At 71.1% G+C, this 19900-nt stretch carries 16 protein-coding genes; 10 read left to right on the top strand and 6 right to left on the bottom strand.

Annotated features, from left to right (window positions below):
* Positions 1–74 precede the first annotated feature (74 nt).
* The 4 genes from E0500_RS25400 (at position 75) to rraA (ending at position 3807) form a co-directional block, all read left to right on the top strand.
* Positions 75–1160: an isocitrate/isopropylmalate dehydrogenase family protein gene (locus E0500_RS25400; protein ID WP_131569302.1), complete on the top strand. Its 1086-nt coding sequence runs from the start codon at positions 75–77 to the stop codon at positions 1158–1160.
* A gap of 140 nt (positions 1161–1300) precedes the next feature.
* Entirely contained in the window at positions 1301–2599 is a 1299-nt protein-coding gene (gene otnK / locus E0500_RS25395) for a 3-oxo-tetronate kinase (RefSeq protein WP_131572284.1), read from the top strand.
* Positions 2596–3252: a 3-oxo-tetronate 4-phosphate decarboxylase gene (gene otnC / locus E0500_RS25390; protein WP_131572285.1), complete on the top strand. Its 657-nt coding sequence runs from the start codon at positions 2596–2598 to the stop codon at positions 3250–3252. The genes otnK and otnC overlap by 4 nt, the downstream gene beginning before the upstream one ends.
* 54 nt (positions 3253–3306) lie before the next feature.
* The gene (gene rraA, locus E0500_RS25385; protein WP_131572286.1) at positions 3307–3807 is read left to right on the top strand and encodes a ribonuclease E activity regulator RraA; all 501 of its coding nucleotides are present in this window, start codon (positions 3307–3309) and stop codon (positions 3805–3807) included.
* 41 nt (positions 3808–3848) lie between these two features.
* Here rraA and E0500_RS25380 read toward each other — a convergent pair whose 3' ends face one another.
* Together E0500_RS25380 and E0500_RS25375 are read right to left on the bottom strand one after the other, a co-directional pair.
* Positions 3849–5573: a GAF domain-containing protein gene (locus E0500_RS25380; RefSeq protein ID WP_181587126.1), complete on the bottom strand. Its 1725-nt coding sequence runs from the start codon at positions 5571–5573 to the stop codon at positions 3849–3851.
* A 133-nt stretch (positions 5574–5706) separates the two neighbouring features.
* Entirely contained in the window at positions 5707–6399 is a 693-nt protein-coding gene (locus E0500_RS25375; protein ID WP_131567097.1) for a response regulator transcription factor, read from the bottom strand.
* Between the two features lie 180 nt (positions 6400–6579).
* Here E0500_RS25375 and E0500_RS25370 point away from each other — a divergent pair, with 180 nt between their 5' ends.
* Positions 6580–7335, top strand: a complete 756-nt coding sequence (locus E0500_RS25370) for a CBS domain-containing protein (RefSeq protein ID WP_309505138.1) — start codon at positions 6580–6582, stop codon at positions 7333–7335.
* Positions 7336–7526: 191 nt separating this feature from the next.
* A complete protein-coding gene (locus tag E0500_RS25365; RefSeq protein WP_181587125.1) occupies positions 7527–7997 on the top strand; it encodes a pyridoxamine 5'-phosphate oxidase family protein in 471 nt (156 codons plus the stop codon).
* A 24-nt stretch (positions 7998–8021) separates the two neighbouring features.
* Here the strand turns inward: E0500_RS25365 and E0500_RS25360 are convergent, their stop codons facing one another.
* Entirely contained in the window at positions 8022–9092 is a 1071-nt protein-coding gene (locus E0500_RS25360; RefSeq protein WP_131567091.1) for a zinc-dependent alcohol dehydrogenase family protein, read from the bottom strand.
* Between the two features lie 164 nt (positions 9093–9256).
* Between E0500_RS25360 and E0500_RS25355 the strand changes: the two genes are divergently transcribed.
* Positions 9257–9640, top strand: coding sequence for an STAS domain-containing protein (locus E0500_RS25355; protein WP_131567088.1), 384 nt, complete (start codon positions 9257–9259; stop codon positions 9638–9640).
* A 31-nt stretch (positions 9641–9671) separates the two neighbouring features.
* On the opposite strand, the gene E0500_RS25350 is transcribed toward E0500_RS25355, so the two are convergent.
* Entirely contained in the window at positions 9672–10538 is an 867-nt protein-coding gene (locus tag E0500_RS25350) for a universal stress protein (protein WP_131567085.1), read from the bottom strand.
* 302 nt (positions 10539–10840) lie between these two features.
* Here E0500_RS25350 and E0500_RS25345 point away from each other — a divergent pair, with 302 nt between their 5' ends.
* Together E0500_RS25345 and E0500_RS25340 are read left to right on the top strand one after the other, a co-directional pair.
* Positions 10841–11305 (top strand): cyclic nucleotide-binding domain-containing protein, encoded by a 465-nt coding sequence (locus tag E0500_RS25345; protein WP_131567083.1) that lies wholly within the window; start codon positions 10841–10843, stop codon positions 11303–11305.
* Positions 11306–11346: 41 nt separating this feature from the next.
* Positions 11347–12048, top strand: a complete 702-nt coding sequence (locus E0500_RS25340) for a CBS domain-containing protein (protein ID WP_131567080.1) — start codon at positions 11347–11349, stop codon at positions 12046–12048.
* A 17-nt stretch (positions 12049–12065) separates the two neighbouring features.
* Here E0500_RS25340 and E0500_RS25335 read toward each other — a convergent pair whose 3' ends face one another.
* Positions 12066–13079 carry a 2-hydroxyacid dehydrogenase gene (locus tag E0500_RS25335; RefSeq protein WP_131567076.1) on the bottom strand — a complete coding sequence of 338 codons (1014 nt, stop codon included), beginning with the start codon at positions 13077–13079 and terminating at the stop codon, positions 12066–12068.
* 489 nt (positions 13080–13568) lie between these two features.
* Positions 13569–15407 (bottom strand): SpoIIE family protein phosphatase, encoded by a 1839-nt coding sequence (locus E0500_RS25330; protein ID WP_131567072.1) that lies wholly within the window; start codon positions 15405–15407, stop codon positions 13569–13571.
* Positions 15408–15694: 287 nt separating this feature from the next.
* Here E0500_RS25330 and E0500_RS25325 point away from each other — a divergent pair, with 287 nt between their 5' ends.
* A complete protein-coding gene (locus tag E0500_RS25325; protein ID WP_258572926.1) occupies positions 15695–19873 on the top strand; it encodes a HAMP domain-containing protein in 4179 nt (1392 codons plus the stop codon).
* Positions 19874–19900 lie beyond the last annotated feature (27 nt).

Genomic DNA, 19900 nt, shown 5'->3' with positions numbered 1-19900 from the left:
CCCACACGCGGACCACCCCACACGCGACCGACTGTTCTCCAGAACCGATTGTTCTCCAGAGAGGAACCCGCACCATGAGCACCACCACGTACCGCCTCGGCGTCCTGGAGGGCGACGGCATCGGCCCCGAGATCGTCCCTTCCTCCGTCGAGATCGCCACCGCCGCTGCCCGGGCCGCCGGTGTCTCCGTCGACTGGGTGTCCCTGCCGCTGGGCGCCACCGCGATCGACTCGCACGGCACCCCGGTTCCCGAGGAGACCAAGGAGGCCCTGGCCGGCCTTGACGGCTGGTACCTCGGCCCACACGACTCCGTCAGCTACCCCGAGCCGCACAAGTCCGCCCTCAACCCCTCGGGCACCCTGCGCAAGCACTTCAAGCTGTTCGCCAACATCCGCCCCGCCAAGAGCTTTCCCGGGGCGAAGGCCGTCTGCGACAGCGCCGACCTGGTCATCGTGCGCGAGAACACCGAGGGCTTCTACGCCGACCGCAACACCTTCGCCGGTACGGGCGAGTTCATGCCCACCCCCAATACGGCGATCATGATGGGCATCATCACCCGCGAGGCCACCGAACGCGTGGCCCGCGTCGCCTTCGACCTGGCTCGCTCGCGCCGCAAGAAGCTCACCATCGTCCACAAGGCCAACGTCCTCAAGCTCACCACCGGCCTGTTCCGCACCGTGTGCCAGGAAGTCGCCCAGGACTACCCGGACGTCACGCTGGACGACTTCCACATCGACGCCATGACCGTCCACCTGGTGCGCCGCGCCCAGGACTTCGACGTCATCGTCACCGAGAACATGTTCGGCGACATCCTCTCCGACCTCGCGGGCGAGATCTCCGGCTCGCTGGGCACCGCGCCCTCGATCAACGCCTCCGCCACCACCGCGATGGCCCAGGCGTCCCACGGTTCCGCCCCCGACATCGCCGGGCAGAACATCGCCAACCCGGTCGCCATGATCCTCTCCGGCGCGATGCTGTTCGAGTGGCTCGGGGCCAAGCACGGCGACGAGGCGCTGGCCGCCACCGCGAAGATCATCGAGACGGGTGTGGCCGACGCCATCGCCGGCGGCACCTCCACCCGCGACCTCGGAGGCAGCGCCTCCACCACCGAGTTCACCGCCGCCGTCATCGAGGCCATCACCGCCGCCGGCCAGAACTGACCCACCGGCTCCGGGGCGGGCCCTCCCCCGCGGCACTCCGAGCTTCGCCCAAGTACGGCACCCCCGTGAGCCGGGGGACCCCGCCCCCGCCCGCCCCGGACCCCGTCCTCCACCCGCACGCCCGAGGAGAGACCACGACCATGACCCTGCGCATCGGCTGCATAGCCGACGACTTCACCGGCGGCACCGATGTCGCCGCCGCCTTCCGGCGCGCCGGCCTGCGCACCGCCCTGGTCTTCGGCACCCCGGACGCCGACACCGCGCTGCCCGCCGAGTGCGACGCCGCCGTCGTCGCCCTCAAGTCCCGCTCCACCCCGGCCGACGAGGCCGTCGCCGACTCCGTCACCGCCCAGCGCTGGCTGTGGGCGAAGGGCGCGGCACAGATCTACTTCAAGTACTGCTCCACCTTCGACTCCACTCCCCAGGGCAACATCGGCCCGGTCACCGACGCCCTCGTGCACGCCGCCGGAGGGGCCGCCACCCTGCACTGCCCGGCCTCCCCGCCCAACGGCCGCACCGTGTACCAGGGCCACCTGTTCGTCCATGACCAACTGCTGTCGGACTCACCCCTGCGTCACCATCCCCTCAACCCCATGACGGACTCCGCCCTGGTGCGCCTGCTGTCCGCGCAGACCCCTCACCGGGTCGCCCTGATCGACTGGCCGACCGTGCGCCGCGGCGTCCATGCCGTCCGCGACGCCTTCACCGCGCACCAGCAGGCCGGTGCCCGGCACATCATCGCTGACGCCCTCACCGACGACGATCTGGCCGTCCTGGGCGCCGCCGCCCTCGAACTCCCCGTCGTGGCGGGGGCCGCCGGGCTGGCAGAAGGGCTCGGCCACGCCTACCCCACCGCGGGCCCCGCCGCCGACGTCCCCTTGCCGCGGCAGGGCCGCGCCGCTGTGCTGGCGGGCAGTTGCTCCGCCCGCACCCTGGAACAGATCGCCCACTTCTACGCCGCCGGCCTGCCCTCCCTCCACCTCGACGTGCTGGCCGCGGCAGCCGGCCGCGACGTCACCGGCGAGGCCCTCACCTGGTACGACGCCCAGGACCCCGGCCTGCCCGTCCTGATCCACGCCTCCGCCGCACCGGAAGAACTCGCCGCCGTCCAGGCCCAGCTGGGCGTCGCCGAAGCCGCCGCCCGGGTCGAGGAACTCCTCGGCACCCTCGCCTCCCACCTCGTCGAACGCGGAGTACGACGCCTTCTGGTCGCGGGCGGGGAAACCTCCGGCGCCGTCACCACCGCCCTGGGCATCCGCGCGGTACTGGTCGGCGACGAAGCCGATCCCGGAGTGCCGTGGACCCACGCCACACCCGCGGCGGGCGATCTGGCCCTCATGCTCAAGTCCGGCAACTTCGGCGCCCCTGACCTGTTCACCCGCGCCCTCAGCACCACTGGCACGGACATGGGCAAGGACACCGACAAGGAGCAGGCGTGACCGCCTACAACACCGCCTACAACGACGAGAAGGCCGCCCGCGCGCTGCTCGTGCGCACCGCCCGCTCCCTGTTCACCCGCGGCCTGACCCACGGTTCCACCGGCAACCTGTCCGTCCGTCTCGCGGACGGGAGCCTTCTGCTCACTCCCACCGGGTCCAGCCTCGGCACCGTCGAAGAAGCCGACCTGTCCCGCACCGACCTCACCGGCCGGCACCTGGACGGGCCCCGGCCGACCAAGGAGGCGTTCCTGCACGCCGCCTTCTACCGCTCCCGGCCCTCCGCCCACGCGGTGGTTCACCTGCACTCCACCCACGCCACCGCTGTCTCCTGCCTGGACGGCGTCGATACCGCCAACGCCCTGCCCCCGCTGACCGCGTACTACGCCATGCGCGTGGGCACCCTGCCCCTGCTGCCCTACCACGCCCCCGGCGACAGCAGCCTGGAACCGCTCGCCGAGCGGACCGCCCGCACCCATCACGCGATCCTCCTCGCCAACCACGGCCCCGTCGTCGCCGATGCCACCCTGGAGAAGGCCTCCGACGCGATCGAGGAACTCGAGGAAACCGCCAAACTGCACCTTCTCCTGCGGGGACACACCACTCGTCCCCTCACCCCCGAGCAGGCTGCCGCGCTCGCGACCGGTCCATCCTGACGACGGCCGGATCCGGCCCGAACGCGGCAGCCCTCCAGCGAAAGGCACCCTCCCGTGACCGCATCAGTCAGCCCTGTCCCCACCGCCGACCTCGTCGACCTGCACGGCACCGAACTGCGCGTCTGCGACCTGCAGTTCCGCCAGTTCGGCGCACACCGCGGCTTCGCCGGGCCGGTCCGCACCGTCTCCTGCCACGAGGACAACGGCCTGCTCCGCGACCTGCTGCGCACCCCCGGAAACGGCAGCGTCCTCGTGGTGGACGGACAGGGCTCCCTGCGCACCGCCCTGGTCGGCGACCTCATCGCCACGGCCGCTCAGGACAACGGCTGGGCCGGCCTCGTCCTGCACGGGGCCGTGCGCGACAGCGCCGCCCTCGCCGGCCTCCGGCTCGGCATCAAGGCCCTCGGCACCATCCCCCGCAAGAGCGCCAAGAACGCCACCGGCGCCCTCGACGTCCCCGTCACCTTCGGCGGCATCACCTTCAGCACGGGTGACCTGCTCCACGCCGACGACGACGGCATCGCGCTCCTCCCGCCGCACACCCAGCTCGCCTGATCACTGAGTACGCCCGCTGACACGACACCCCCAGCGCAGACCTACCGCTCCCCCACCGGTACCCGCCACACCACCCTGCCGCCCCCACCGGCAGGGCTGGTCAGCTCCAGCCGGCCCCCCAGTTGCGCGGCCCGTTCGGCCATGTTGTGCAGGCCGCTGCGCCGGCCGTCGGGCGGGATGCCCACACCGTTGTCGGAGACCGTCAGCCGCAGCTCCCGGCCGTCGGTCTCCAGCACGACCTCGGTCCGGTCGGCGTGGGCGTGGCGGGCGACGTTGGTCAGCGCCTCGGAGAGCACCGCGACCACGTGGTCGGCGGTCTCCTTCGGGACCTGGGTGTCCAGCAGGCCTTCCATCCGGAGGCTGGGCGCGAAACCCAGTACGGGTGCGGCCTCGCCGACCACACGCACCACGCGCGCCCGCAGACCCGGTCCGGCGGCGCCCTCGCGCGCCCGCAGACCGAAGATCGTCGACCTGATGATCTTGATGGTCTCGTCCAGGTCGTCCACCGCTCGCGCGACGCGCCCCGACGCCTCCGAGTGTTCGATGAGACGGCCCGCGCTCTGCAGCGTCATGCCGGCGGCGAACAGCCGCTGGATCGCCAGGTCGTGGAGGTCCCGGGCGATTCGGTCACGGTCCTGGAGTACGGCGATCTCCTCGGCGTCCTTGCGGTGTTCGGCCAGCTCCATCGCCACCGCGGCCTGCGCGGCGAAGCCCTGCAGCGGCTCGGTCTCCTTCTCGGTGAACTCCGTCTGGCCCGCCTCGCGGACGAGCAGGACGATCCCTCGTACGCCGTCGCCCGTGCCGATGGGGACGGCCACGGCCGGGCCGAGGCCGGTGAAGCGCTGCGCCCCGGACGAGGCGCGTTCGTCCCGGGCGATGTCGGAGCTGATGACGGGGGCGGCCCCGGCGAAGGCCCGGCCCAACAGGCCGTCGTCCACGGGCAGGACGAGCCCTCGATGTGCCGTGGCCCCCTCCCCGATGGCCAGTTCCACCGTGAGCGCGTCGGTGTTCTCCATCGGCACCACGACCACGGCGAGTTCGGCGGCGGTGATCTCCCTGGCGCGCTCGGCGATCAGCCGCAGCACCTCGCCGCTGCCGCTGCCGGACAACAGACGGTGAGTGATCTCCGCGCTCGCCCGCAGCCAGCGCTCGCGCAGCCGGGACTCCTCGTACAGCCGGGCGTTGTCGATCGCCACACCGGCCGCCACGGCCAGGGTCGACAGCACCGACTCGTCCTCCTCGTCGAACTGCGCCCCGCCGCGCTTCTCGGTCAGGTACAGGTTGCCGAAGACCTGGTCACGCACGCGGATGGGCACACCGAGGAAGGTGTCCATCGGCGGGTGGTGGGGCGGGAAGCCGTACGAGGAGGAGTGCTCGGAGAGTTTCACGAGCCGCAGCGGCTCCGGATGCCGGATCAGCTCCCCCAGGATGCCGTGGCCCTCCGGGAAGTGGCCGATCCTGGCGATCTGCTCCTGGTCGACACCGACCGTGTGGAAGGCCGACAGCCGTCTGCCGTCCGGTCCGATCACGCCCAGGGCGGCGTACTCGGCGTCCACCAGCACGGCCGCGGCCTCCACGATGCTGTGCAGCGCCTGTTCCAGGTCCAGCTCCCGGCCGACCGAGAGGACCGCCTCCAGCAGGCTGTGCACCCGGTCCCGGGTGCCGCGGGCCGCGTCGAGGCGGGCCTGCAACTCCTCCAGCAGCTCGTCCAGCTTCAGCTGGGGCAGCCGCACGCGGGCCTCACGGGACTCCTCAGAGCCTCCCACCGGTGATCCTCCAGGACCTTCGAACACCGACGACGACCGGCCGCCGCGGTCAAGTGCCACGGTAACGGTCCAGCGCGGGGGACGATACGCGAGCACGTGCGGCAGCCGGGGGTTCCGAGAGCGGGGCGACGCTTCAGTGCCGTTCGTGCCGCAGGCGGTCCTGGGCCTGGGTGGCGATGACGGCTGCCTGGATGCGCCGCTCCACGCCGAGTTTGGCCAGCAGCCGGGAGATGTGGTTCTTGACGGTCTTCTCGGCGAGGTAGAGGCGCCCGCCGATCTGGCGGTTGGTCAGACCCTCACCGATCAGGGCGAGGATCTCCCGCTCGCGCGCCGTCAGACCGGGCAGGCCGTCGGGTTCCGGTTCCTTGCTCTGTTCGCCGCGCAACCGCGCCATCAGCCTGGTGGTGGCGCTGGGGTCCAGCAGGGACTGGCCGGCGGCCACCGTGCGCACGGCGGACACCAGGTCCGAGCCCCGGATCTGTTTCAGGACGTACCCGGAGGCCCCCGCCATGATCGAGTCCAGCAGGGCCTCCTCGTCGTCGAACGAGGTCAGCATCAGACAGGCCAGGTCGGGCATGCGGGAACGCAGCTCCCGGCACACGGTGACACCGTCGCCGTCGGGCAGGCGCACGTCGAGCACCGCCACGTCGGGACGCAGCGCGGGAACACGCACCAGGGCCTGCTCGACGGTGGCGGCCTCGCCGATCACGGTGATGTCCGGCTCGTCGTTCAGCAGGTCGTGCACCCCGCGCCGTACCACCTCGTGGTCGTCCAGCAGGAAGACCCGGATCGGGTGGTCGCCGCCGGACCGCTCGCCGTCCGCCATCGGATGCTCCTTGTCGTGCGCGGTGTCGATCTTTCTCGATCCTTGTCGCTCGGGGGCCGGACGGCCAGGGCCGTTCGGCCCCTCCTTGCCCGCACCGGCCCATGTACCTCGGCGCGGTCGGGCGGGACGCTGGAGGTGCTCGGGGCGGAGCTGTCCGTGCCCGTGAAGGAGGAAAGCGCCGTGAAGACCCACACCATCGGCGAAGTGATGACCAGCGAGGTCGTCCAGGCGCAGCGCGAGACACCGTTCAAGGACGTGGTGCGGCTGCTGGACCGTCACCGGATCAGCGGTCTGCCGGTCGTCGATCACGACGACAAGGTGGTGGGGGTGATCTCCGGGACCGAGCTCGTGCGCGGACAGGTGGCCCGGGCCGACACGGGCCGGGGCACGGGGGGCAAGGGCGACGCGGGCCGGGGCGGCCGGCTCCGGCTGCCGCGCCTGCGGCGGTCGGGGCAGGCCACCGCCGCACGGGCGCGCGCCACCACCGCGGCGCAACTGATGTCGGCGCCCGCGATCACCGTGCATCCGGAGCAGCTCGTCCCGGACGCCGCGCGGATGATGGAGCATCACGGCATCGAGCTGCTTCCCGTCGTGGACGAGGAGGACCGCCTCATCGGCATCGCCACCCGCCGTGACCTGCTGCGCGTCTTCCTCCGCACCGACGAGGAGATCCGGCGGCAGGTGACCGAAGACGTCATGGCCTGGCCCCCGAACCTGCCGCCCCCGCCCGTCGTCGTCCACGTCCGGGACGGCATGGTCACGTTGGAAGGGCGCCTGGAGCGCCGTAGCGACATCCCTGTCGCGGTCCGGTCGACGTGGCGGATCGAAGGCGTCGTCGGCGTGGTCAACAGCCTGACCTACCGCATCGACGACGTTCACCCGCCCGAGAAGCACCACTCGCACAGGATCGGCCACTACTGGCTGCCCGAGCGGTGACGGCCCGCCGTTCACCCGACGCACGGTCCACGGGGCCGCCCGGGCACGGGCCAGGGCCGAACGGCCCTGGTGCGAGGAGTATCGGTGCCGTTCCAATGGCCTGAGGCGCACGGCGCCGGGCCGTGCGACGGCGCCGGCGTTCCGGCCGGTGACACCAGACCGTGAGCGACGAACCCCCGCGGAAGCCCGCCATGACCATCGACAACGCCCCGCCCGTCGCCGCCGGGCCGCGCCAGAGCATCGAGCTCGGCAGCGACGAGGCCCTGCGGCTGCTGGGCAGCGTGTCCCTGGGCAGGGTCGTCTTCACCCTGCACGCGCTGCCGACCATCCGCCCGGTCAACCACGTCCTCGACAGCGGCGACATCGTCATCCGCACCCACGAGGGCGCCGCCCTGACCTCGTACGCACGGGGGACCGACGGCCCGGGTGTGGTCGTGGCGTACGAGGCAGACGCCATCGACCCGGACACCCACCTCGGCTGGAGCGTCGTCGTCACCGGCTACGCCCATCTGGTGACCGACCCTCAGGAGCTGGCCCGCTACCAGGACCTGCTCCACCCCTGGGTGATGCAGACCATGGACTACGCCGTCCGCATCCGCCCCGACCTCATCACCGGCATCCGGCTGACCGCGACCGATCGGCCCGCCGACGCTTCCCGGTAGGCCGCCGGCGCTTCCCGGTAGCGGTCAGGCCGCCCGGACGGCGACGACATCGTGCTGCGGCTCGCCGAGCACCACCTTGAGTGCACCGGTGTCGGCGGCGCGGGCGAAGACGTCGTACGCCTCCTCCATCTGGTCGAGCGGGAAGGTGTGGGTGACCAGCGCCGAGGTGGGCAGCCGGCCGGCGGCCGCCATCCGCAGCAGGGTGGGCGTGGAGTAGGTGTCGACCAGGCCCGTGGTGATGGTCACGTTCTTGATCCACAGGTCTTCGAGGTGCAGGGTCGCGGGCCTGCCGTGTACACCGACGTTGGCCACGTGTCCGCCGGGCCGCACCATACGTGTGCACAGCTCGAAGGTCTCCGGCGCGCCGACGGCCTCGATGACCACGTCAGCGCCCAGCCCGTCGGTGAGGTCGGCGACCAGCTGCTCCGGGGCCTCGCGGGCGTCGGCCACGGCGTCGGCGCCGAGCCGCTTGGCCGCTTCCAGCCGGCCGGGGTCCAGATCCACGGCGATGATGCGTTCCGGCGCGTACAGCTGGCCCGTGGCGATGGCCGCGAGCCCGATGGGGCCGACCCCGACGACGGCGACGGTGTCTCCGGGGTGCACCCGCCCGTTGAGCACGCCCACCTCGTAGCCGGTGGGGAAGATGTCCGCCAGCAGCACGGCGTCCTTGCTGTCCACCGCACCGGGCAGTGCGTGAACGGACAGGTCCGCATAGGGGACGCGGACGTACTCGGCCTGTGTCCCGTCGATCGCGTGGCCGAGGATCCAGCCGCCGCCACCGCGGCACTGGCCGTACGTCCGCTCCCAGCAGAAGCGGCAGCGACCGCAGGCGGTGATGCAGGAGACCAGGACCCGGTCCCCCGGTTGGACGGTGTGCACATCGCGGCCCGTCTCGACGATCTCGCCGACCGCCTCGTGCCCCAGCACCGTGCCGGGGCGGACCTCGGGCACGTCGCCCTTGAGGATGTGCAGGTCCGTCCCGCAGATGGTGACGACGTCGACGCGCACGATCGCGTCGGTGGCCTCCTTGATGGCGGGATCCGGAACGTCCTGCCAGGCGGACTGCCCCGGACCGTGGAAGACGAAGCCCTTCATGACCCTTCCCACCTTCCTCGGTCGGCGCGATGAGTGGGGCTCCCCCCCCTCCATAGTGCCCAGGTCCCGGGCTGTCCGCCTGGGGCCGGTCGGTCCCGGGCGCCCGGGCAGAGGGGACCGACCGGCCCTTCCGCGTTCCCCGCCGCGCTGGATTTCCTGTCCCCATGGCCGAAGACCACACCGGGCACGCGCCGTGCCACAGGGAGCGCACCGTCGGCGGTACGACCGTCGTGGAGTTGCACGGCGAGATCGACATCCTCACTGCGCCGGCCGTCACGGCACGCCTCGACGCCCTGACCGCGAGGCCGCACCCCGACCTGGTGCTCGACCTGCGCCCCGTGACCTTCATCGACTGCACGGGAGTGGGTCTCCTGTGCCGGACCCGGAACCGCACCGTGGCCCAGGACGGCCAACTGCGGCTGGTCTCCGACAGCTCCTGCTTCCGGCGCATCCTGCACGGCACGCTCCTGAGCGGTGTCTTCGAGGTGTACGGCCATCTGTCCGACGCCCTGGGCGGACGGACCGAAAGGGCCGCCCTCCCCACCTGACGTACAGGTGTTCAGACTGACGTGCAGGTGTTCAGGCATGCGGTACGACCGCCACCGGGCAGGCGGCATGGTGCAGTACCGCCTGCGTGACGGGCCCGATGCGCATGCCGAGTCGACCGTCCCGAGTCCGGCGTCCCACGACCACGAGCGAGGCTCCCGACGACGCGCGGACCAGTGCGGTGGCCGCCCGGCCTTCACAGACGATCTCGGTGACGGGGACCCCGGGGAACTTCTCGCGCCATGGGCGCAGCAGATCCGTACGCGGGCCGGCTCCCTCGGCGGAGGGAACGCCGAAGGCGCGGACCACGCGCAGTCCGGCAGCACGGAGCCGGGCGGCCTCGAAGGCGAACTCGATCAGCTCGTCGCGGGGGCGCCGGGTGTCCAGGCCGAGGACGACATCGCGGTACGGGGTCTCGGGTATCTCCTCGGGCGAGACACCGTCGGACACCGGGAGGTGTTCGTCGGCGGACGTCGCGCCCGCGCGGACGAGCACCACGGGGTGCGGTGACCCGGCGACGACCCGCTGGGACACGGAGCCGACCGCGACCCCCGCGACACCGCTGAGCCCGCTGAGCCCGCTGGATCCGAGCACCAGCAGCTCCGCCTCCGCGGCCGCGGTGAGCAGGGCGTCGACCGCCGAGCCGGGCACCAGCCCGGCGACGATCCGCAGCCCGGAATGTGCGGCACGGACGCTGCCGACCGCCCGGTCGAGGGTCTGCTCGGCCCAGTCGCGCTCGCTGGTGCCCGCAGGTACGGAGGGGGCCGGGCGGGGGTGCCACGTCCACGCGTGCACGAGCCTCAGCGCGGCCCCCCGGCGCAGGGCCTCCCGGGCCGCCCAGTGCGCGGCGGCCAGGCTGTCGGCGGAACCGTCGACTCCCGCGGTGACCTGCCGAAGCATGCGGTGTGCCTCCTCCGTCCGGCCTCGTTCGCTCCTCTGATACGAGCATCGCTCCTCTGGTACGAACATCGTGCCTTTGGTACGAGCATCGTGAAGGAACGGGTTTCCCGCTGGGGCCGTTCAGACCCTTCCCCGGGACCTTGTGGCCCGGCTCCGGCCCCGCACGAGAGCACCGTGCGCCCGGACGGTTGCTCCGTGGTACCGGGCGGCCCCGTCATGGGGCCGGGTGGCCCTTGGGCCCGGCACCGGGCAGGGCAGACGCTGGACGTATCAGGTTCGTCCGCCCTTACTGGAGGCACGCCATGAACCCTCCCGCAACCCCAGGCATGCTGCAGGCGCTGCCGGCCGACCACCGGCACCGGCTGATGCGCATCGCCCGGGAGGTGTCGTTCCCCATGGAAGTCCGCCTCTTCGAGGAAGGGGGGCGGGCCGACCGGTTCTGGATCATTCGTACGGGCACCGTCGCCCTCGACATGCGGGTGCCCGGTCGTCGCGCGGTGGTCATCGAGAACCTCGGGCACAACGAACTCGTCGGCTGGTCCTGGCTGTTCGGGCCGCACACCTGGCACCTGGGCGCCGAGGCGACCAGCCCGGTGCGCGCCCACGAGTTCGACGCCACCGCGGTGCGCCTGATGTGCGAGGAGGACCCCGCGCTCGGCGCGAGCGTCGCCCGGTGGGTGGGCGACATCCTCGCCCACCGCCTGCGCTCCGCGCGCACCCGGCTCCTGGACCTGTACGCCCCCTACGGCAGCGGAAGCCTCATGTGACCACCCGGCGAGCCGAAACGACAGGCACACGAGGAGGCGTGATGCACGACACCCCGCACATCGTCAGCGATGTGATGACCCACACCGTCGCCGCCATCGGCCGTGAGGCCACCTTCAAGGAGATCGTGCAGATGATGCGGGACTGGAGGGTCAGTGCCCTGCCCGTCCTGGAGGGCGAGGGCCGCGTCGTCGGGGTCGTCTCCGAGGCCGACCTGCTGCCCAAGGAGGAGTTCCGCGACAGCGACCTCGACCTCCCCCGGTACCGGCCCCGCCCGGCCGGGCAGACCCCGGCCGGGCGGCTGCGGCGCCCGGCCGACCTGGAGAAGGCCGGTGCGGTGACCGCCGGGGAGCTGATGACCTCGCCCGCCCTCACCGTCCACGCGGACGCGACGCTCGCCCAGGCCGCACGGACCATGGCGCACGCCGGGGTCAAACGGCTTCCCGTGGTCGACGACGTGGGCATGCTGCAGGGCGTGGTCAGTCGCGGCGACCTGCTCAAGGTGTTCCTGCGCGACGGCGAGGAGATCGCCGAGGAGGTCCGCCGGGAGGTGGTGGCCTACCTGTTCCCCGCGCCGGCGTCGGCCGTTCGCGTCACGGTGGAGGACGGCGTCGTCAGGCTCAGCGGACGGGTGCGTGACCCGTCCCTCGTCCCGGTGGCCGCACGTCTGGTCCGGGCCGTCGAGGGCGTCGTGGACGTGGAGTTCGACTTCTCGGAGCACGACACCTCCGCCCGTTGGGGCTGAGCGGGCCGGTGCCCGCCTCAGGCCTGCGGGGACGGGACGAGGGTGTTGTCGCCGGTGCGGCCGGCGAAGTAGTCCTCGACGTTGCGGGCGGTGGTCTCGACGATCTGCTCGACGGCGTCCCGGGTGAAGTACCCCTGGTGGGAGGTGACCAGCACGTTGTTGAAGGTCATCAGCCGTGCGAGGCGTTCGTCGGTCATCACCTCCAGGGACTTGTCGAGGAAGAACAGTCCCGCCTCCTCCTCGTACACGTCCAGGCCGACGCCTCCGAGACGCCCCGCGCGCAGCGTCTCCAGCAGGGCGTCGGTGTCGACCAGGCCGCCGCGGCTGGTGTTGATCAGGATGGCGTCGTCCTTCATCAGCGCCAGGGCTTCGGCGTCGACCAGGTGGTGGGTGTTCGACAGGAGCGGGACGTGCAGGCTGACCAGGTCCGCCTCGGCGAGCAGCCACTCGTGTTCGACGTACTCCATACCGAGGGCCAGGCAGTCGGCGTTCTCGGTGATGTCCCAGCCCAGCAGCCGCATGCCGAAGCCATGGGCGATCCGGGCGAACGCGGTCCCGATCTTGCCGGTGCCGACCACCCCCGCGGTCCGGCCGTACAGGTCGCGGCCCATCAGTCCGTCGAGCCGGAAGTCGAACTCGCGGGTCCGCCCGGCGGCCCGGGCGATCCGGCGGTCGACGGCGAGCGCCAGGGCCCATGCGAACTCGGCGACCGAGTGCGGCGAGTAGGACGCCACCCGGGCCACCGTCAGCCCCAGCGCCTCGGCCGACGTCAGGTCGATGTTGTTGAAGCCGGTGGCCCGCTGGGCGAGCATCCGCGTGCCGCCTCCGGCCAGGGTGCGCAGGACGTCCGCGTCCAGCGTGTCGTTGGCACCGCACAGCACGACCTCGTGCCCGACGGCGGTCGGTGCGGTGTCCCGGTTCAGGAACAGCCCCAGGCAGCGCAGCTCATGACGGCCCCGGAACGCCCGGTCGAACGCCGCCCGCAACAGTGGTTCCTCGTCCTTGAGGACGCCGTACGCGACGATCTCCACGCGCGCTCTCCTCCCTCGGGGCGGGTGATCACCTCTCCACCGTAGGACGACACGGACAAGGCGACAGCGGCGACGGGGCCCACCATTAGGCCCTCTGGGGCACACCACGACCAGGGCTGGAACAGTCTCGGTGGCAATGACGCGCCAGGCCTACCGGGGGCGGTCCGGACATCCTGCGGCCGTGGGCGCCGAGTGTCGGTGCGCCTGCCGGAGGCTCCTCCTCGTGTCTGGTGCGGCGCGGGTCCCTCCTGGGAGGAACGAACTCGGCGCCACCGGACGGCCATCGCTCTCAGTGAAGGCTGACGCGCTGACCGCTGCCGCGGGACCCACGGCAGGGCGTGTTCAGGCAAATTCTGCGCGTTCTGCGTGTTCTGCGCGCCCTGCCACGGTGGGTGTCAGCCGACGGCCCGGACCGCCGCGCCTCGGTGGTCGGCCGGGTCCACCCACCTGCTCAGGAGTTCGCGCCGGCGCCGCGGCACCTCGGCGGCGTCAACGGGTCCGGCCGCCCCGGAGAGCCATCGCCACCGTTCCCGCGCTCCTGAGCACCGGCACCGCCTCCAGTACCAGTACGGCGAGGTCGTCGTCGATCGGCTCGGTGCTGAAGTCATGAGCGGCTCGGCGGACCCGTTCCGCCACGGCCTTCGCGCCGAGACCCACGCATCCCCGCAGCACGTCCGCCAAGCCGTCGTCGTCGTCCAACTGCCGTGTGCCTCTGCGGCGTTCGGTCACACCGTCGGTGACACACAGCAGTGTCTCGCCCGGCGCCAAGGTGAAGGAGTTGGCGTGGAACTCCGCGTCCTCCTCGATGCCGAGCAGCATCTGCGGGTCCGCGGCCGGTGTCACCGAGCCGTCCGTCGCCAGCCGCAACGGCGGCGGATGCCCCGCGCTGGCTATCGTGCATCGTGCGCCGCCGGCGACCGGATCGGGTTCCAACTCCCCGTACAGCAGGCTCAGGAAGCGGGAGCCCTCCCGCTCGCCGCGGAACGTCATGGCCTCTGCGGCCTCCTCCGCCATGGCGAGGTTCAGCCGGTTGAGCAGGGACTCGACGCCGTGGCCCTCACGTGCCAGCAGCCGTACGAGGTGCCGGGCCAGGCCGGTGACGGACATCGCCTCCACGTCGTGGCCGCACACGTCGCCGAGCAGGAAGCACCACCGGCGGTCTCCTATCGGGAACAGGTCGTAGAAGTCCCCGCCGACGGTCTGGCCCTCGCCCCAGGGCTCGTAGACGATTGCTGTGTCGACGCCCGGAATGGCGGCGAGGGACGTGGGGAGCTGCCTGCGCTGGAGCGTCCGGCTGATGCTCTCCTGTCGCGTGTAGTGGCGGGCGGTGACCACCGCCTGAGCCATGCGCCGGGCCACGTCCTCCGCGAGCCGTACGACGGCGTCGGTCAGCTGGGGCAGTCCCGCCTGGCCGATCAGGAGTGTGCCGTGGCACCGGCCGCCCGCGACAAGCGGGAACGCCAGTGCCGAGCCGCCCGTGTTCCCGGCGTCTCCACACTCGGGCCAGGGCCATGAAACACCCGTTGTGCTCAGCCTGGCGGCTGGACGGTCCTTCTCCAGTTCCAGACGGAGTGGGCGGATCCGCTGCTCGTCCACGTGCCAGACATGGGAGAGCCGCATCTCGGCAGTGTCCGTGGCCAGCCATACGCCGCACCAGTCGGCGAGCCTGGGGACCAGGAGCTGTCCGGCGAGCGCTGCGACCATGTCCTCGTCCAACTGTCCAGCGAGGAGCTCTCCGGCCTCGGCGAGGAACGACTGCCCTTCGCGCTCGGCCCACTCGGTACTGCGGCCCGGCCGGTCGCGCGGCAGGACGGGCTCGGGAGCAGGGGGTCCGCGGCGGACGGCCTCGGTGGGAGAGCCGACGGAGCCCTCCGTGGTGGCGAGCGGGGTCGCCATCGCGCACTCCAGACGGAACCACACGGTCTTCCCGGTGCGCCGGTAGGTCGCACCCCAGGACTCAGCCAGGGAGCACATCAGCTGCCGGCCGAAGCCGCGCAGGTGGCTCCGTACACCCTTTCCGCCATCGGGGCGGCCGGAGGGGCCGCGTTCCAGCACCTCGACCACGACACCCACAGACCAGGCCTCAGCCTGCGCGGAATCGGCCGGAGAACCAGGGCCGGCCTCAAGGCGGCAGGCCACCTCGACCTCGAACCCGGCGTGCCCGACAGCGCTGGTGACCAGCTCACTGACGAGGAGCACGGCGTCATCGACGGACCGGTCACTGATCGTCGGCGCCCCGGGGAAGCGCAGTGCGGTCCGATCGGCGAGCACGGCACGCAGGAACTTGCGCGCCGCCGAGGCCGCGAGCTCGTTGGCGGGTACATGCATCCGCGCTGCAGCTCCACGCGGTTCAAGGGACGAGCCCACTGGCCACCCCCTGCCAAGCCCGCTGCCGACACATACAGATTGAATGTAGCCTAAATGGGAAGTAACTGTACTTTTATCCCGAGAAATGTATTGCCATGAAATCTGCCACTCAGCCCGAACTCGCTTCTCCTGGGCCCGAGCTGCGGGAGCGGGGGCCCGCTGCCAGGCCTGAGGCCGCAGGCCGGCCTGCCCTCTCCCCGGACGGCGAGTGGGTGCGCGTGGCCGAATTGCGTCCGCTGCTCGCAGCCATGAATTCCCTTTGTGACGGCGACTTCACCGTACGCATGGGCAATCTGCCCGAAGGAGTCCTCGCCGAGATGGCGGGGGTGTTCAACCAGATCATCACGCGGAATGCGCACCTTGCTTCGGAGCTCGACCGGGTGCGCCGTGAGGTGGTCCGGCAGGGGCGACTGGACGAGCGACTCGCGGCGAGTCCCGGGCAGGGAGGGTGGACGACGAGCGTGGAAGCGGCCAACACGCTGCTGGAAGCACTGGCCGTCCCGATCGTGAATGCCACACGCGTGCTGGATGCCGTCGCGGACGGTGATCTGACGCAGCGCGCCGAGTTGCACGACGGCAGGCGCCAGCTCCGCGGCGATCTACGGCGCCTGGGGCGCGGGGTGAACCGCATGGTGGAGCAGCTGTCGCTGTTCACCGGCGAGCTGACCCGCGTCGCCCGGGAGGTCGGCACCGAGGGCCGTCTCGGCGGGCGCGCCACGGTGCAGGGGCTGGCCGGCGACTGGCGCTACGTGACCGAGGCCGTCAACACGATGGCCTCCCGGCTGACCGCGCAGGTGCGCGACATCGCGGTGGTGACCACGGCGGTTGCACGCGGCGATCTGACCCAGCAGGTCACGGTCGAGGCGACCGGCGAGCTGCTGGAGCTGAAGCTCACCGTGAACACGATGGTCGACCAGCTGCGTGCGTTCGCCGACGAGGTCACCCGGGTGTCCCGCGAGGTCGGCACGGAAGGGCAACTGGGCGGCCGGGCGCAGGTACCGGGCGTCTCCGGGGTGTGGAAGGACCTAACCGACAACGTCAACTTCATGGCGTCCAACCTGACCTCGCAGGTCCGCAACATCGCCCAGGTGACCACAGCGGTCGCCACCGGCGACCTGAGCCAGAAGATCACGGTGGACGCCCGGGGCGAGATCCTTCAGCTCAAGAGCACCGTGAACACGATGGTCGACCAGTTGTCGGCGTTCGCGGGCGAGGTCACCCGCGTCGCCCGCGAGGTCGGTACCGAGGGGCAGCTCGGCGGCCGGGCGCAGGTCCGCGGGGTCTCCGGGGTGTGGAAGGACCTCACGGAGAACGTCAACTTCATGGCCGACAACCTCACCTCACAGGTCCGCAACATCGCCCAGGTCGCCACGGCCGTCGCCCAGGGCGACCTCGGAAAGACGATCACGGTGGAGGCGAAGGGCGAGATCCTGGAGCTGAAGTCGACGATCAACACGATGGTCGACCAGCTGTCGGCGTTCGCCGACGAGGTCACCCGGGTCGCGCGCGAGGTCGGCACCGAGGGCAACCTGGGCGGACAGGCGCAGGTCCGCGGGGTCTCGGGCGTGTGGAAGGAGCTGACGGACAACGTCAACTTCATGGCGTCCAACCTGACCTCGCAGGTCCGCAACATCGCCCAGGTGACCACGTCGGTCGCCAACGGCGACCTCTCGAAGAAGATCACGGTCGATGCGCGCGGCGAGATCCTGCAGCTGAAGGAGACCGTGAACACGATGGTCGAGCAACTGCGCGCGTTCGCCGACGAGGTCACCCGGGTCGCGCGCGAGGTCGGCACGGAGGGATCGCTGGGCGGCCGGGCCCAGGTCCGCGGGGTCTCCGGAGTGTGGAAGGACCTCACGGACAACGTCAACTTCATGGCCGACAACCTCACCTCACAGGTCCGCAACATCGCCCAGGTCGCCACGGCCGTCGCCCAGGGCGACCTGTCGAAGAAGATCGACGTGGACGCGCGCGGCGAGATCCTGGAGCTGAAGACGACCATCAACACGATGGTCGACACGCTCTCCTCGTTCGCGTCCGAGGTCACCCGCGTCGCCCGGGAGGTCGGGAGTGAGGGGCAGCTGGGCGGTCAGGCCCGTGTCGAGGGCGTCTACGGAACGTGGAAGCGGCTGACCACCAACGTCAACGAACTGGCCCTGAACCTCACCACCCAGGTCCGGGCGATCGCGGAGGTGGCCAGCGCGGTCACCCAGGGCGACATGTCCCGCGCCATCACGGTCGAGGCACAGGGTGAGGTCGCCGAGCTGAAGAACAACATCAATCTCATGGTCTCCAACCTTCGCGAGACCACCCGTGCCAAGGACTGGCTGGAGTCCAACCTCACCCGTATGGCCGCGCTCATGCAGGGCCACCGCGACCTGGTGGAGGTCGCCGACCTGATCCTGCGCGAGCTGACCCCGTTGGTGAACGCACAGTTCGGTGCGTTCTTCCTGGCCGAGACAGGGGCACCTCCCGGCGAGGGTCTCCAGTTCATCGCCGGGTACGGCACCGACCAGGCCGGCGGGGGCAGCCCACTCCCCGGCACCGGCACCCCGGGCCGCGGGCTGATCGCACAGGCCGCGCAGGAGAAGCAGCGCATCCTCATCATGGACGCCCCGCCCGACTACATCACCATCAACTCGGGGCTCGGCACGGCCCGTCCGGCCAGCATCGTCATCCGGCCCGTCCTCTTCGAGGACCAGGTGCTCGGAGTGATCGAGCTGGCTTCGCTGAGCAAGTTCAGCGATGTGCACCTGGCGTTCATCGACCAGTTCGCCAACACCATCGGGGTCTCGATCAACACGATCATCGCCAACTCGCGTACGGAGTCGCTGCTGTCGGAGTCCCAGCGGCTCACCTCCGAGTTGCGTGAACGGTCGGACGAACTCCAGCGCTCCAACGCCGAGCTGGAGGAGAAGGCCGCCCTGCTCGCGACCGCCTCGCAGTACAAGTCGGAGTTCCTCGCGAACATGTCGCACGAGCTGCGCACACCGCTCAACTCGCTGCTGATCCTGGCCCGGCTGCTCGCCGACAACCCCGACGAACACCTGACCGAACAGGAAGTACAGTTCGCGACCACCATCCACCGCTCGGGTTCGGATCTGCTCCAGCTGATCAGCGACATCCTCGACCTGTCGAAGATCGAGGCCGGGCGGATGGACGTGCGTCCGAAGATGCTCCCGCTGATCAAACTGCTCGACTACGTCCACGCGACCTTCCGGCCGCTCACCATCGATCGCGGTCTGGGCTTCGAGATCGCGGTCGAGAAGGACGTACCGGCCGAGCTGTACTCCGACGAGCAGCGCCTCCAGCAGGTGCTGCGCAACCTGCTGTCCAACGCGGTGAAGTTCACCCACTCCGGCAGCGTGGAGCTGCGCGTCAACCGGGTGCCGGGGAAGCGGTTCGCTGAGGAGACACTCAAGAACGCGGAAGCCGTCATCGCGTTCTCCGTGAAGGACACCGGGATCGGTATCGCCCCCGAAAAGCTTCCGATGATCTTCGAAGCGTTCCAGCAGTCCGAGGGCACCACCAACCGCAAGTACGGCGGCACCGGCCTCGGCCTGTCCATCAGCCGGGAGATCGCCGGGATGCTCGGCGGCAAGATCGTCGCCGAGAGCGAGCCGGGGGTGGGCTCCCGGTTCACCCTCTACATTCCCTCGCACCACCCCGGCGTCACCGCTGCGTCTGCGCAGGGCCGGGCGGACCTGCGGAGCGTCGGCGTCGCGCCCGCGCTTCCCGCAGAGACCCGGGTGCCGGCGGCGGCCGCCACCGAGGAGGCGTCACCTGAGCGTGTGCTCGACAACGCGGGGAACCTCAGCGCCGACGCCCTGGCTCCGGACCCCCTCGCCAACGACCCGTTGGGCCGGGGAACCACCGGGACCGCCAACGGCCGAGAGGACACATGGCCGGAGACGACGCGGCTCAAGGAATGGCTCAGCGGGCGCCCCGGCCGGGTCCTGGCGGGCCGCCGCATCCTCATCGTCGACGACGACATCCGCAATGTCTTCGCCCTCACGCATGCACTGGGCCGTGTCGGTATCACCGTGAGGTACGCGGAAAACGGCCGGGAGGGCCTCGAGGTCCTGGAGCGGTCCCCTGACGTGTCCCTGGTCCTGATGGACATCATGATGCCCGAGATGGACGGATACGAGACCATCCGCACCATCCGGGGCACCCCCCGTCTCGCTCACCTGCCGATCATCGCCCTCACCGCCAAGGCGATGCCCGGAGACCGTGACAAGGCGATCGACAGCGGAGCCACCGACTACGTGCCCAAGCCGGTGAACGTCGACCGGCTGCTGTCGGTCATGTGTGATCTGCTCGACCCGCAGAGCGACTCCGCGGCTCCGGCTCAGGACCCCGGCGTCGCCGATGAACTGCCGGGCGCGGACGACAGTGCCGACGATCCACCCGGGGACACGCCGTGAGCGCCCACCTGGCCGACCAGTGCAGCA

The organism is Streptomyces sp. KM273126 (assembly GCF_004337435.2).
Classification (GTDB): domain Bacteria; phylum Actinomycetota; class Actinomycetes; order Streptomycetales; family Streptomycetaceae; genus Streptomyces; species Streptomyces acidicola.
Note: the sequence above shows the minus strand (reverse complement) of the source record. Positions and strands in the feature narration are given on the sequence as shown.

Excerpts from the sequence above, each read along its gene's own strand:
- E0500_RS25365 (WP_181587125.1), top strand. The coding sequence starts at position 7,527 with ATGACCATCGACAACGCCCCGCCCGTCGCCGCCGGGCCGCGCCAGAGC.
- otnK (WP_131572284.1), top strand. The coding sequence starts at position 1,301 with ATGACCCTGCGCATCGGCTGCATAGCCGACGACTTCACCGGCGGCACC.
- E0500_RS25330 (WP_131567072.1), bottom strand. The coding sequence starts at position 15,407 with ATGCATGTACCCGCCAACGAGCTCGCGGCCTCGGCGGCGCGCAAGTTC.
- E0500_RS25350 (WP_131567085.1), bottom strand. The coding sequence starts at position 10,538 with ATGCTTCGGCAGGTCACCGCGGGAGTCGACGGTTCCGCCGACAGCCTG.
- E0500_RS25360 (WP_131567091.1), bottom strand. The coding sequence starts at position 9,092 with ATGAAGGGCTTCGTCTTCCACGGTCCGGGGCAGTCCGCCTGGCAGGAC.
- E0500_RS25400 (WP_131569302.1), top strand. The coding sequence starts at position 75 with ATGAGCACCACCACGTACCGCCTCGGCGTCCTGGAGGGCGACGGCATC.
- E0500_RS25325 (WP_258572926.1), top strand. The coding sequence starts at position 15,695 with ATGAATTCCCTTTGTGACGGCGACTTCACCGTACGCATGGGCAATCTG.
- E0500_RS25340 (WP_131567080.1), top strand. The coding sequence starts at position 11,347 with ATGCACGACACCCCGCACATCGTCAGCGATGTGATGACCCACACCGTC.
- E0500_RS25355 (WP_131567088.1), top strand. The coding sequence starts at position 9,257 with ATGGCCGAAGACCACACCGGGCACGCGCCGTGCCACAGGGAGCGCACC.
- E0500_RS25345 (WP_131567083.1), top strand. The coding sequence starts at position 10,841 with ATGAACCCTCCCGCAACCCCAGGCATGCTGCAGGCGCTGCCGGCCGAC.
- E0500_RS25375 (WP_131567097.1), bottom strand. The coding sequence starts at position 6,399 with ATGGCGGACGGCGAGCGGTCCGGCGGCGACCACCCGATCCGGGTCTTC.